The 12,908-nt window shown below is 57.8% G+C and carries 12 protein-coding genes; all 12 read right to left on the reverse strand.

Annotated features, from left to right (window positions below; translation table 11 throughout):
- Window positions 1-46: 46 nt before the first annotated feature.
- Window positions 47-1,024, reverse strand: a complete 978-nt coding sequence (locus KXD86_RS02710) for an AgmX/PglI C-terminal domain-containing protein (RefSeq protein ID WP_218634551.1) — start codon at window positions 1,022-1,024, stop codon at window positions 47-49.
- Window positions 1,017-1,505: an ExbD/TolR family protein gene (locus tag KXD86_RS02715; protein WP_218634552.1), complete on the reverse strand. Its 489-nt coding sequence runs from the start codon at window positions 1,503-1,505 to the stop codon at window positions 1,017-1,019. Before KXD86_RS02715 ends, KXD86_RS02710 begins: the two co-directional genes overlap by 8 nt.
- Window positions 1,502-2,032 carry an ExbD/TolR family protein gene (locus tag KXD86_RS02720; RefSeq protein ID WP_218634553.1) on the reverse strand — a complete coding sequence of 177 codons (531 nt, stop codon included), beginning with the start codon at window positions 2,030-2,032 and terminating at the stop codon, window positions 1,502-1,504. Before KXD86_RS02720 ends, KXD86_RS02715 begins: the two co-directional genes overlap by 4 nt.
- A gap of 46 nt (window positions 2,033-2,078) precedes the next feature.
- Window positions 2,079-2,726, reverse strand: coding sequence for a MotA/TolQ/ExbB proton channel family protein (locus KXD86_RS02725; RefSeq protein WP_218634554.1), 648 nt, complete (start codon window positions 2,724-2,726; stop codon window positions 2,079-2,081).
- Window positions 2,727-2,741: 15 nt separating this feature from the next.
- Window positions 2,742-3,098 (reverse strand): hypothetical protein, encoded by a 357-nt coding sequence (locus KXD86_RS02730; RefSeq protein ID WP_218634555.1) that lies wholly within the window; start codon window positions 3,096-3,098, stop codon window positions 2,742-2,744.
- A 15-nt stretch (window positions 3,099-3,113) separates the two neighbouring features.
- Window positions 3,114-3,587 carry a tetratricopeptide repeat protein gene (locus tag KXD86_RS02735; RefSeq protein ID WP_218634556.1) on the reverse strand — a complete coding sequence of 158 codons (474 nt, stop codon included), beginning with the start codon at window positions 3,585-3,587 and terminating at the stop codon, window positions 3,114-3,116.
- Complete coding sequence (gene bamD, locus KXD86_RS02740) at window positions 3,574-6,390, reverse strand: outer membrane protein assembly factor BamD (RefSeq protein ID WP_312846244.1); 2,817 nt, start codon at window positions 6,388-6,390, stop codon at window positions 3,574-3,576. Before bamD ends, KXD86_RS02735 begins: the two co-directional genes overlap by 14 nt.
- Window positions 6,387-7,946: a tetratricopeptide repeat protein gene (locus tag KXD86_RS02745; protein WP_218634557.1), complete on the reverse strand. Its 1,560-nt coding sequence runs from the start codon at window positions 7,944-7,946 to the stop codon at window positions 6,387-6,389. Before KXD86_RS02745 ends, bamD begins: the two co-directional genes overlap by 4 nt.
- A gap of 98 nt (window positions 7,947-8,044) precedes the next feature.
- Window positions 8,045-8,590, reverse strand: coding sequence for an AraC family transcriptional regulator (locus KXD86_RS02750; protein ID WP_228739303.1), 546 nt, complete (start codon window positions 8,588-8,590; stop codon window positions 8,045-8,047).
- A gap of 338 nt (window positions 8,591-8,928) precedes the next feature.
- Complete coding sequence (locus tag KXD86_RS02755; RefSeq protein ID WP_218634558.1) at window positions 8,929-10,107, reverse strand: vWA domain-containing protein; 1,179 nt, start codon at window positions 10,105-10,107, stop codon at window positions 8,929-8,931.
- 22 nt (window positions 10,108-10,129) lie between these two features.
- Window positions 10,130-10,972 carry an AAA family ATPase gene (locus tag KXD86_RS02760; protein ID WP_218634559.1) on the reverse strand — a complete coding sequence of 281 codons (843 nt, stop codon included), beginning with the start codon at window positions 10,970-10,972 and terminating at the stop codon, window positions 10,130-10,132.
- A gap of 17 nt (window positions 10,973-10,989) precedes the next feature.
- Entirely contained in the window at window positions 10,990-12,888 is a 1,899-nt protein-coding gene (locus tag KXD86_RS02765; protein WP_218634560.1) for a vWA domain-containing protein, read from the reverse strand.
- Window positions 12,889-12,908 lie beyond the last annotated feature (20 nt).

The raw sequence follows: 12,908 nt of genomic DNA on the forward strand, positions 1-12,908 counted from the left end.
CCTCCAAAGCAACGGGCGAACCGGCGCAAGCCGGTTGCCCATTTGGTCAGCCCGGGAGGAAGTCGATGGGAAACCGGACCTTTCGGGTTTCCACGTTATCTGAACCAAAGTTGAACAGGCGTACTCTCATGGCTATGCGCTGCTCCAGGGTCGGATTCTCAAGCTCGGAACTGACCACCTGGCAGGCGGACACGGACCCGTCCGGTTCAATCACCAACTCAAGCAACACCTTCCCTTCCAGGGTCGGATCCTGACGCAACTCCCGTCGATACAGCGAATACAACGCCGTCTTCTGAGCATCGAATACCTGCCGGATATTGCTCATCGCGCGCTCCCCCGTTGCCGGCTCGGCTGGTTCAGCCTTGGCCACACGCCGCTCACTCACCTCAGGGGACGCCTTCACCTCCTTGACCCGGTGCCCCTCGACAGCCACCTGAGTCTCCGGAGCGGCCGTATCCTCGACGCCACCGCTACCTTTCAACACCCTGTCGGCATCCGCAATGTCGGACCCGGCAGGAACGCCCCCCGCCCCTGTGTTTGCCTGTAACTGCTCAACCGCCTCATTCTCCGGTGCCCTTAACGAGGCCAGTCGGTCTTTCATCGCCAGCAGGCCCGAGCGAGACGCCTTTTCACGAGCCTGCTCAACACTCTGGGTGGCTGGAGTCGGCGTTACCGGTTCCGGATCTGCAACCGCCGGTACCGGTTTGTCTGCAGATTCCACCGGTTCATCAGCCTCGGATGAATTTTCCCGCGTCGGTTGGGGTTCGGGCTGAGGCTCCGGGCGGACCGGTTCCGGCGGTTCGACCGGTTCCGGCCGATCAACCAGACGCGCCAATTGGGGAGGCACTTTCTCAGCTTGGGACCGTTCGATTTGCGGCACGTCAATCGTCGGGATCAGCACAGCCAGTGGAAGAAAAACAGCCGCGACCAAAAGGGAAATCACGACAAACCGACGGTTTTCCCCTTTCGCGGTTCGCCACGGCAAGCCCATTTCCTGACCAAGATTCTCCCTGGCTTCAGCCATTCTGCACCCCCGCCTCGACGGCCAGACGTACCTGGCGGAACTGCTCGTCAACACAGGTCTGCATTATCTTTCGCAACAGGCGGTAATCGGTGTCCCTGCCGGCCATGATGGTGATTTCCAGGCCTTGTTCCGGAATTTCCGGCCAACGGTCCCGTCGATACGCGAGCTCTTCCGACAGGCCGGCGATGTGCGTGTCGTTGGCTTCAATGGCACTCAAGCGGGCCACTTCACGGCCCTGGACCAGAATAGACCCGCCGCTGACCTGGACCGTCAGATTCTCGGCCGCCGCTTGTTTGGCCGACGATTCCGGGAGAGGCACGTCCGCGGTATTCTGCATGACTTTCACATCGGACGAATTAACCATCAGGAAAAACACCAGAATGGTAAAAATGTCCATGAGTGATACCAGGTTCAGGCCTCCGGCCTTATGCATCCGGCCGTAATGCCGCTGAATCCTGCGAGCTTTGCGAGAGGCTTTCATGCACCCTCCCCGTCGTCCACGCCCTTTCGGCCCGCCAATTGCCGATCTTCTGGCGCATCCATCAGCGCGACATCCGGAAAGAGCTCACCTTCAACAACACTGGCCGCAACGACCGCGGGGTACGAACGGACCGTATCCATGGCGGTTACCAGTGTCTGATAGTCAATGTCAGGACCCACTTCTAGAACGATGTCGGTCTTTTCCGGAACCCGGCGCTTTATCCGCTGCAACACGTCCCTCAACCCACTGAAATCCTGCTGGCCTCCGGTCACCGGTAAGGCCCTGATAACGCCCCGGTTGCTGTCAGAAACCTCCATCCCTGCCGGAATCAGGGTGACCACCAGTTTGAGTTGCTCCGGCGCAGGGGCTTGGCCACTGTCCCCGCCTGGAAAATTCAATTCGATCATTCGTACCTGGCTGAACACCATGCCCAATAACAGAACCGGAACGAGCACGATCATCAGGTTCATGAACGGTGTAATGTCCAGATCGGGTGAACTGGCGAATTTGCGATGTCGGCGTCTCATACAGACTCATCCATGCTGTTTTCGACCCAAAACCCGTTTCCAATCATCAGGCAACGGCGCCCGTCGTTTTCGAATCAGAAATGATATTGAGCAGCTTGACGCCAGCCATCTCGAAGCTGTCCACGATTTCATTGGTCCGGGTTTGGAGCAGTGCGTGGAACATCAGAAGTGGAATGGCGGACATCAAACCGAAAGCGGTGGTATTCATGGCAACGGAGATACTCTCCGACAGCAGGCTCGCCTTTTGTGACGGGTCTGCTGCAGCAACCGCGGTAAACGCCGAGATGAGACCAATGATTGTCCCCAGCAATCCGAGCAGGGTCGCGATATTGGCCAGAGTCGCCAGGTATTGGGTCCGCTTTTCGAGCCGGGGAAGAACTTCCATCAGCCCCTCTTCCATAGCGTACTCAATGTCTTCACGGCGACTGTTGTTCAGAAGGCGGCCAATGCCCGCCCCCATGATGGACGCGATCGCACTATCTGAGCTGCTGGCGGCCTTCATGGCGCGCTGGTAATCCCGTTTCTGGAGAAGAGGCAGAATTCCCTTCTCAAACGCCATCCGGTTCCGGCGTCGAACGGAAGCCAGATAGAAAAATCGTTCCAGGGTAATCGCAAGCCCCACGGCGAGGACCACCGCAATGGGGTACATGAAAGGGCCACCATCCTGAAAAAACCGAAGTACTGTATCCAGCATGTTTGTTCTCCGTTGTTACTGCATCGTCACGGTTGAATCCCGACCGGGATTCAGAACCAGGGGGTTAAGGGTTTGTCGAAATACCCGGTGTTGTTCCATTGCAACCGGGTTGACCGGTTGCAGGAGCACCGGGGCCGTGCTGTCGAGTTCTTGTCTTGGCCTGCGAGGAAGGCTCGGCGCCTGCCAGGGAAGGATGTAGAGAACTCTCGGGTTATCCTCGCCAATCCGCGCCGAAATACCCTCAACCGTCAGAGGGTTTCCCTCGGGAGTGGCATCGTCCGACAACTCCGACGCCAGAAGGCCAGCGGGACCGGCTGCAAGCAATGCCACGACGGTCGCCTTCAAAGCCAGGCGGGGTTTGCCAAACGTCATCCGGTATCCCATGATTCAGTCCAGCCTCCGCTGCAGGTCTGCGATCCATCCGGCCACCGTCTTGTCCTCCTCACCAGAAATCTCCCGGTACTTCTGGTAATGGGCCAATGCCGTCTCAAGATCGATCAGATAGAGCTCGGAAATGACGGCAAGGTTGTAATGCAGCTCAGCCACTTCCGGCGAATGTTGTATTCCTTGCTCCAGAAGGGAAGCGGCTTCGGTGAAACGCTTCTCTTCCTGGAGCAACAACGCGAGGTTGTTGACGACAACCGGGTCCTCAGGGTTGAGCTCCACCGCCTTTTGCCAGGCCTGCTCCGCTTCCCGCTTTCGGCCCTGCTCGTAGGCCTGCTTGCCCTCCCGGGCATATTCCATTGCCAGTTCAGGGCTGACGCGCTCCGGTTCCTTCACAGCTGGCGCTGAACAGCCCGCAAGAAACACGAACCCCAGTATCAGAACGGCAAGGCGCACCGGGCTCTTATCCAGCATCATCTTTGACCTCCAATCTCCATGTCATCCAGCGGACCGACCGGTCGTAACGACCGGGATTCAGCTTCGCAAGCACACCGAGGCTCTTCCCTATCCACGCGTCGTAACCGCGGGCGGCAACACGTTGGTGGTTTTCCGAATGCAGACGGATAGCTTTCTCTTCGAAGGGAAACGCCTCTTCTTCCAGAAGCATTTGGTACTGCATCGTTTCGAGTTCATTCAAGTCAGAGGGAACCGACGATGCCATCAGATCCTTCGCCAATACGCGATATAACTCAGCGCGGCGATACAGCGATTCCGACCGAACCGCCTCGCCCCCAAGCCTTTCCGCATCAACAAAACGTTGGCGGGCGATCTCCAGCGCCCGCTGTTTCTGATCGAGAGATGCCGGTAACGGATGACTCAGCTCAATACCGGCAAACGTCGCAGCTGCCCTTGCGCCAAGGGCCAGAGAGGCTCGGGCCGCCCAGGCGAGCGTGTCGTCGGAGTGCCATTGGCTTGCCAGCTCTTGGTCAACCAGATCTTGCTGCAGATCAACCGATTCGTCGCCACTTTGAATCAGGCGATAACGCATGGTCTGCATTTCAAGGTGCTGGTCAGCGGTATTGGCGCTTTTATGCGCAACCAGGTATTCCCGGTACAATCGATTGCGGTTGGCGGTATCCTCGGCCTGGTGAAAAAGCGATGCCGCTCTCAGCTTCATTGGCCAGGGGTTCTCCACCACTTCCGCCGCGTCCATCAGTTCCCGGGCCGCAGAGACTGGCTGACCAGAGGCCACGTAGGCATGAACCAGCTTGGCACTGACTTCTTCGGTCAACCGATGCTGCGGGAAATCCTGGCGAAAAAGGCGGAGTTCGTTAATGGCGGTCGACCATTCCGAAGCCTTCAACAGGGTATTGGCCGCGTCGTAACGCCCCCTGATGGCAATATCCGAGTTCGGTAGCGCGTTCCCCACCCTTTTGAAATGGTCCACGGCGATGGCAACGTCGCCCCGCGTCGCAGCCTGCTCACCTTGACGATAGATAGCCGTCGCCAGTTGCTTCCGGATCGATGCGCGTTCATCCGCCTCCACGCCATCAAACGTGCTTTCCTCCGACACGTCCAGAACACGATTCCAGGCGCGCTCGGCAAGGGCATACTCGCCTCCCTGCTGCCTGACGTTGGCGATGGCGAGCCAGCCCGCGTACCGTTCGGTCGCCGAGGCACGCTCATTCTTGACCGTTTTTTCGCCATAATTGAGAGCGCGCTCCGGATCACCCGCCGCCAACCATCGTGATGCCAGATCCGCCGTTAAACCGGGCAGACGGTGATCCCCGGCGAAATACTCCTCAAACCGGTCGGCTTCCTCGGAAAGCTGGGCCAGGTCCGGCTGGAATTCCGGCGTCCGACTTGAGCCGTCGACGCCCTCCCTGACCAACACCACGGCCGCCCAACCTGCGTCGTCGGCTTCCTCGTAGTTCTTGTTCCCATAGGCGGCTTGCTGAAAATCGGACAGCGCTGCTGCGTATTCACCGGATTGCAGCCGGGCATCGCCGGCCAGCCTGAGAAGGGCGTTGTCGGATTCGCTGCGTTCCGCGAGCTCCTCGTAGTACTGGGCGGAAGTGGAAAATGCAGCGCGCCCGCTTTCAAGGGAACCATTTTGGAAGGCCGTCGCCCCCCGCTCATAGTAAAAATCAGCCAGCCGGCGACTGAACTGCTGCCAGCGTTGCTGATCAGAAGTGGAAAGCGTCGCGTAGCGATCGGCCGCCCCAAACATGGCCACGTAATCCGCCCGGGCTTCCCGGACCCGGGAGGGTTCGCCGGCGCGCTCCCACACCTCAGCTATCTGTGCCATGAAGAGAGGGGTCATCGGGTGATCCGGGGAATGCCGAACGAATGCCCGATTGGCTCGCACGCTTGCCTCGAATTCACCGCGAATTGCATAGTAATCCGCGAGGCGGTCGAACAGCAGGTACGCCCAATGCCTTTTCGGTGCGCCCTCAAGCTCAAGCCATGCCAGGAGACTCTCGGGACCCTGCTTTCGTGCTGCCATCAACGCCAGAACCCGGAAGGTATCGTCAATTGTGTCCACACTGGACGGCTCGACGTTCTGAATACTGTCCGGCGTTGGCAAAAACTCATCAAGTACCGACAGGAAAGTCTCGGCTGAGCGTTCCCAGGCCGACGGCCCCTGCTTGAACTGACTCCAGCCCAACATGTACCCGGCCTTTGTCTTCAGCGGGCCCGGCTCTATAGACTCGATCAAGGTGAGATAGACCGATTCTGCCTCGGCATAATCCCCCGCAGAAAACGCTGACTCTGCGATCCGGAACCGCGCTTCGGGCACCAGGTCGGACTTGGGGTAAAGGCCTACCAGCTGTTTCAGCCGATCAATGGACTGGCCGGCCTGTCCGGTTAAAGCATGCGCCTTGGCCATCTGGTAAAGCAGCTCATCCAATCGACCACTGTAGGACCCGCGGGAGAGGATGGACTCGTAACTGTCGATCACCTCGCGGTAAACACGCGCCTCTTCCTCCGGAGAAAACCCGACATCCTGTCCGGATCGGTCCCGAATGTTAGTGAGGCGGTTCAGGGCATCAATCCGAACTTCCGGTTCATCAGAGGAGTCAAACAGCCGCTGGTAGCGGCGTGCGACTTCGGCGGGAGAGATCGCAGGCAGGGGCCGGGACTCAAACTTGAGAAATACCGGGCGCATATCCCCGATGGTCTCGCCATCCCGTCCGAGCTCGACCCGGAACGATTCCTGCGCCAACGCCGGAGCAGTCAGCTGTACCAGGCAAAGAAACGCGAAGGTCGGACGTTTCACCGCTTGCCCTCCTGAAGATTCTCCAGAGCAAGGTACTCATACAAATGGGCGATTTGCTGCTCGGTCTTATCCAGCGAAAAAGCCATTCGACGGTCCTGTTCTTCCACGAAATCCAGGGCTCGCTCGTCCAGAAGTTCCTCGGATCGACGGATCAGGCGGGCAACCCGTTCCTGGAACTCCCCGGTCTTTGCTTTCAACCCCCGCGCCTGACGAAGTTGTTCCCTGAGCGCTGATGGGCGAGTCTTGATTCGAGCTGCGAAGGCTTCCAGGCTGCTTCCAGACGCAGACAGCGTTTCCGCCATACTACGAACCCGCTGTTTCTGTTCCGCGCTCAGGTTTGCACCCTCCAGCCGCTTGAGGGCACTTCTGAGCGATTCTTGTTGGCTATTCAGGTTGGCAGCCGCCCTGCCGCCTTCCGCCTCCAGCGTTGCGATCTGGTCTTCCAGCGCCTGGACGAAAATGGTCAGATCGCTTCTTTGTCGTTCCAGAGTCCGCGACAGATCTTTCAGATCAGCGACCCGCCTTACGCTTTGCTGTGCCTCGGGATTCTCAACGAACTCAAGAAGGTAGGCCATTCGCGGCTGGGTCAACGTCCGGCTATCCGCCAAAAACCATTCAAGGTCGGAGTCCCGGGCGTCCTCCACCAGGGCTTTATAGGCACCCTGCTGACGAATACGGTCGGCCAGCTTTCGAAGTGTGACGCGCTCGCTCTCATAGGCGGCATTGGCCGCCAGGTAGGCCTCACCGGCCTGCCCTAGGTAGCCGGACAGGTCGAAACCGCGGCCCATGCCGATCCACGCATCGGCCACGCCCGGGAAGGCAAGCGGGTATTTCTTCGCTCGATGCCAGCTTTGCATGGAGGCGCGATGGTTTCCCTTGGCAGCCAGGGCCAACCCATGAAGGTAGAGCGCCTGTGGAGTGCTGTAACTTTCCAGCGGTATCTTTTCAAGGAAACCGATGGCTTTCTCGTACTCGTCGTTCTGAAACGCCAGATAGCCCGCGCGAACCAACAGACGGCTTTTCAGATGACGACTGCGATCGCCCACACTGTCTTTCTCGGCCATGGCCAATGCCACCCTGAGCGCTACCAGTGCACGGGTCGGGTTCAGATCCTCCCTGGCATAATCGGAAGAAAGGTTCAGGTACCCCACCGCCGCCCAGTAGCCTTCCTCCATTCCTGCCAGGATCTGACCTGCCCTGTCCGCTCGCCCGGCCTTTCTCGCGATCTCCGCCAGTTCGTAGGACGCCTGTTGCCGCGTCTCGCCAAACCCGAAACGAACCGCCTTTTCGAGCCAGTTCTCTGCCTCCAGGAACTGCTCCTGTGCTAACAGACTCCGGCCCAGAAGCAATGCTGCCTCCCCACGGTGATGGTGCTCTTTCGCAACCTGCCGGAGTGCTGCCAAACCCGCCTCCGTGCGACCACTTTCCAGCAGCAAGCGGGCCCTGAGAAAGGCGGCGGAATCGCCCTCCAGACTGTCGACGAACCCGAGAACCGGATAAATCCGGTCGGTTGCCAACGCATACTTCGCCAACCCCGTCTGAAGCTCGGGCGGCACTTGGCCAGCCCCGGCCAGGCTGGGAGAAGCCCACGCCCACAGTAGGAGCGTGCATGTTGCGCATAAGGAGGATTTGAGAATCTGGCGCATCATGGCGGTTACTTCCACTCGACAAACGATACTCGGGGTTCGTAACTGGGTGCCTGCGCCTCCAGACTCATCTGAAGCCGCAAGGTGCCAGGACGTTTCAGGAATCGGTGGATGGTTTCGCGACGAACAAAATGATCCTTCGCCGAACGTGCGGTAACGACCGCCTTCAGCTCATGTTCGCCGTTCGAGAGGTTGCCCACGAACAACTGCTGAATGCCGCCAGCCTCCAGGGAGCCCCTCTCCCTGTCGGAGTAGAGGTGGGAAACAACGGGTTGGCCGTCAACAAACAACTCGATGGAATCCAGGTCCAGAGCCTCTCGGCTGCCGAGTGTCAGGAAAACTGCCATCCGCGTGTCCGCCGGGTGGAGGAGCTTCTGCTCAAGAGCAAACACCTGAGCGGAATGCTCCGAAACCTGTGCCCGCAGTTGTTCTATGTCCTGGTCGACGGCTGCTGCGAACGCCCACTGGGATACTGCGCCCAGGCTCACTATGCCGGTAAGCAACGCGCTCCAGGCGCTTACCCGGCGCTTTGGTGTTGATTTTTTGCCGAACATAATGCCGTGTCTGCCTCCTGCCATCCTGGTGACGGGCATTGTTATGTAACAAGCTGGCAGAAATCGTAACACTTGGTAACGCGCAAGAACGGTATCCAGATCACCAAATGCAAATTCGCAGAAGGAACTTCAAGGAGTGTCGGTTTTTTTGACAGGTATAGGAAGGGAAATGTGACAGTGTTTTATTGTTTGGAAATCGGAACTGTCAGTGCATTGTTTTTTAGGCGCTTTTTATTCATGGCCCTGGAATTGCCTAACAGTGATTGCGGGGAACCCATATGGGAAACCCCGTTTGATATGCCGAGCTTGGCCGATGCCCTCAACCGCATCGGCTTTTTTTATTTGCTCAGATGCTTCATGGCCGATTCGAGGCCGTCGATGGTCAGCGGGTACATATGATCCTCGACCAATTGGCGCGTCATACCCAGTGAGCCCCCATTCCCCCAATAACTCTCGGGCAACGGGTTAAGCCATACCACCTTGCGGAAATGATCCGAGATCCGCTGAAACCAGGTTGCACCAGCTTCCTCGTTCCAGTGTTCGATCGAACCACCCGGGTGGGAAATCTCATAGGGCGCCATGGTGGCATCCCCCACGAAAATGACTTTGTAGTCCGGTGAGTATTTGTGAAGGATGTCGTAAGTGCTGGTGGTCTCGTTCATCCGCCGAATGTTGTTGGTCCAGACACTCTCGTAAATGAAGTTGTGGAAGTAAAAGTACTCCATGTGTTTGAACTCAAGACGCGCCGCCGAGAATAACTCCTCGCACACCCGGATATGCGGATCCATCGAGCCACCAACATCGAAGAAAATAAGCACTTTCACGGCATTATGCCGCTCCGGCACCATTTTCAGATCGAGGTACCCCGCATTTCGGGCAGTCGACCGGATGGTGTCATCCATATCAAGCTGATCGGCCGCGCCCTGGCGGGCGAACTTCCGAAGCCGACGCAGGGCAACTTTGATGTTCCGGATACCCAGGGTGATGCTGTCATCCAGATCCTTGAAGGCACGCTTCTCCCAGACTTTGACAGCTCGTCCGTGACGACCGTTCTTCTGGCCGATACGAAAGCCTTCGGGATTGTAGCCATCCGCACCAAATGGCGAGGTTCCACCCGTGCCAATCCATTTGTTGCCACCGGCGTGCCGCTCGTTCTGCTCTTCCATGCGCTTCTTGAAGGTCTCAATGAGTTCCTCAAGTCCGCCCAAAGAATCGATTTTGGCTTTATCTTCCTCAGACAGATGCTTTTCGAACTCGGCGCGCAGCCAGTCATCCGGGATCAGCATCTCCATCAGATCTTCAAGATTCTCGATGCCTTCAAAGTAGGCCTTGAACGCACGGTCGAACTTGTCGAAATGACGCTCATCCTTTACCAGACACAAACGCGCCAGGTAATAAAAATCTTCCATGTCGGCAAACGCCAGACGATTCTGAAGAGCCTCCAGAAGGTCCAGGAACTCGCGTAGACTGGCGGGCACCTTCGCCCGCCGCACTTCGAGAAAAAAATCAATCAACATAAAACGAGACTCTTGCTGAATATCAGCTGCGACGACGGGCCATGAAAGCCAGTTTTTGCAGCAGGTGAACATCCTGCTCGTTTTTCACCAGTGCGCCATACAAAGGCGGCAGTGCCGAACTCGTGTCTTTCTCCTGAAGCATTTTCGCAGACAATTCGTCCGCCATCAGCAACTTCAGCCAATCAATCAATTCAGAGGTGGACGGTTTTTTCTTCAGACCGGGAACCTTGCGCACGTCAAAGAAGACTTCCAGGGCATCCCGAACAATTTCCTGCTGCAGTCCCGGAAAGTGAACATCGACAATGTCTTTCATTGTGTCGTGGTCGGGGAAGCTGATGTAGTGGAAGAAGCAGCGGCGAAGGAATGCGTCCGGCAGTTCCTTCTCGTTATTGCTGGTAATGACCACGATGGGGCGCTGTCGGGCCTTCACGGTTTGCTGGGTTTCGTAGACGAAGAACTCCATGCGATCCAGCTCGAGCAGGAGGTCGTTGGGGAACTCGATGTCAGCCTTGTCAATTTCATCGATCAACAGCACGACCTGCTCCTCGGCTTCAAACGCCTCCCAGAGCTTGCCCTTCACGATGTAGTTGCTGATGTCCTTGACCTTCTCATCGCCAAGCTGGGAATCCCGCAGACGGGAAACGGCATCGTACTCATACAGTCCCTGCTGGGCCTTGGTGGTCGACTTGATGTGCCAGGGAATCAACCGCATACCCAGTGCGGCAGCCATTTCCTCGGCCAGCAGTGTCTTGCCGGTTCCGGGCTCGCCTTTGATCAGCAGCGGGCGCTGAAGAGAAATTGCCGCGTTGACGGCCATCTGCAGGTCATCGGTGGCTACATAATTCTCGGTACCGGTAAACTTCATGTTAAATATCCTGTTGGTTACTTTTTCTGATCTGAATCTTCGGGTTTCGGTTGGAGCTCGTCGCGCTTGCGTTCGGAATCCTTCTCATCGTACTCGGGGAGGTCATCGAATTCCGAAAGATCGAAATCATCCAGCCCGAACTCTTCTTCATCGGCCTGCCTGCCTTCTTCCACCGTGTTGTCGAGTTCAGGGATGGCCTCCTCCCCGTCATCCGCAGGCGCTTCAATAGGCTGTTCTGCTTCGCTCGCTTCAGGTTCCGACACTTCTTCGTCGAGATCCGCCACGGTCTCCCGCTCTGCCGCCGCCCTTGCCTGTTCCGACCGCTGGGCCTGACGCCTTTTCATCGCCAGCCCAACAAGCGCCATCAGTCCCACGCCCCCCATACCTGCTCCGATCGCCCAGAAAGGCACCGGCAAGCCACTCACAGCATCGTCTTCCAGTCCGGCAGGTCGAGCTGCCACGGTCTCGGGCTCCTCAACGTCACTGATGTCGATCGGACTGGTGATCGCCGACGCTACTGGGGCCTCGGGTTCGGGGATGGAGTCCGACTCTCCGCCCGGCTCCTCCTGCTCGACGGACGCTCCAGGGTCGGGCTCGCCAGCCATAGCCGTCTGATGAGGCTCTGCATCGGCCTGCCCTTCTGCCGTCGAGTCCTCGGAGACGAACCCGGCACGGGTGCTGAACTTCCGGCCGAATGTCTGGCCGTCGGCGATTATCTCCAGTTGGTAAAGACCGGGTGCCGGCAACTTTCCGATTGTGTCTGAAAAAACACCATTCTTCGGTGGCTGGTCAGCAGAGAGCACCTTGGTGCCGCTCAGGCCGTCCTCGGACGTAATACTGAGCCTGACCTCGAGAACCTGCAGGAAATCGGGATCGGTGATTCTCTCCCCACCCTCAAAGAACGCGATGTCCAGTTTGATGGGTTCCGCTTCAGAAAACGTCGGGGGTACCGGACTCACCGCCATCCTCAGATCACTGACAACGGTCACCCGGCTACCCTCGCCCAGTTCGCCATTGATACGCCAATCACCCGACATTGGTTCGCTGACCGTCATCAGATCGTAACCTGCTTCCCGCGCCCACCGGATGTTATCAGGCAATTCCTGGAGGTTAATCGTTCTTCCATCCGGCCGAATCAGCTCTAACTGGCGCGTTTCGCGGGTTTCCCGCTCGCCCCAAAACACAAGGGCTGTGTATTCGGTCACCCCCTCATCGACAGAGAAGGCATTACCGACAATGGGTATCTGCTCCTGCGGTACGGCCGTATTCAACGCTTCCAGAAACACCCGATTCAGCGCGTCTGCCGTATCGGCAATCTGAAATCGCCCCCCGGACTTGCGGGCGAGCTTTCTCAGAAATTCCGCGTCCGCCTGCGCTGATAACGCGATGGGGTGAAAGGTGGCACCCTGCTCCGCCAGATCCACCACCAGAGATTCCAGTATCCGGTTCTCTTCTCGCAGATTAACCTGCGCGTCGTCTGAAATATCGACGTTGCCATCGGTCAGCAAAATGAAATGGGTGTTCTCAAGGCCATCGGTGGAATAATAGCTGTCGCTGGCCACTTCAATGGCTTCGCCCAGATTGGTTCTGAGCGCAACGGAATTGATTTGGCGAGACCGTTCAACGGCCTGTTCACGCCAGTCTGCACCAACGGAGCGGTGTGGAACCAGCATGTTCACATATTGGCCAAAGGTCCAGAGACCGGCCGTTGTGCCATCAGGAATCATACGGGCCAGCAGCCTGACTGCCGGTTGCCGCAGGTTATCCGGATCGTTTTCCTTCATCGATCCGGATATGTCGACGATGATTCTGACATCGGACGACGCAGACAGGGCCGGCGCTGGCATTTCCTGAGCGTGAACAGTGGCCGGAAACACGGTGACGGTAAAGATTAACAGCGTCAGGAGTTTTGGCATCGTTGCTCTCGAGAATGAGC

This window comes from Marinobacter arenosus, from assembly GCF_019264345.1.
Lineage (GTDB): Bacteria > Pseudomonadota > Gammaproteobacteria > Pseudomonadales > Oleiphilaceae > Marinobacter > Marinobacter arenosus.

What these genes read in the sequence shown, in the direction of transcription:
- KXD86_RS02710 (WP_218634551.1), bottom strand. Translation starts at nt 1,024, where the DNA reads ATGGCTGAAGCCAGGGAGAATCTTGGTCAGGAAATGGGCTTGCCGTGG.
- KXD86_RS02715 (WP_218634552.1), bottom strand. Translation starts at nt 1,505, where the DNA reads ATGAAAGCCTCTCGCAAAGCTCGCAGGATTCAGCGGCATTACGGCCGG.
- KXD86_RS02720 (WP_218634553.1), bottom strand. Translation starts at nt 2,032, where the DNA reads ATGAGACGCCGACATCGCAAATTCGCCAGTTCACCCGATCTGGACATT.
- KXD86_RS02725 (WP_218634554.1), bottom strand. Translation starts at nt 2,726, where the DNA reads ATGCTGGATACAGTACTTCGGTTTTTTCAGGATGGTGGCCCTTTCATG.
- KXD86_RS02730 (WP_218634555.1), bottom strand. Translation starts at nt 3,098, where the DNA reads ATGACGTTTGGCAAACCCCGCCTGGCTTTGAAGGCGACCGTCGTGGCA.
- KXD86_RS02735 (WP_218634556.1), bottom strand. Translation starts at nt 3,587, where the DNA reads ATGATGCTGGATAAGAGCCCGGTGCGCCTTGCCGTTCTGATACTGGGG.
- KXD86_RS02750 (WP_228739303.1), bottom strand. Translation starts at nt 8,590, where the DNA reads ATGTTCGGCAAAAAATCAACACCAAAGCGCCGGGTAAGCGCCTGGAGC.
- KXD86_RS02755 (WP_218634558.1), bottom strand. Translation starts at nt 10,107, where the DNA reads ATGTTGATTGATTTTTTTCTCGAAGTGCGGCGGGCGAAGGTGCCCGCC.
- KXD86_RS02760 (WP_218634559.1), bottom strand. Translation starts at nt 10,972, where the DNA reads ATGAAGTTTACCGGTACCGAGAATTATGTAGCCACCGATGACCTGCAG.
- KXD86_RS02765 (WP_218634560.1), bottom strand. Translation starts at nt 12,888, where the DNA reads ATGCCAAAACTCCTGACGCTGTTAATCTTTACCGTCACCGTGTTTCCG.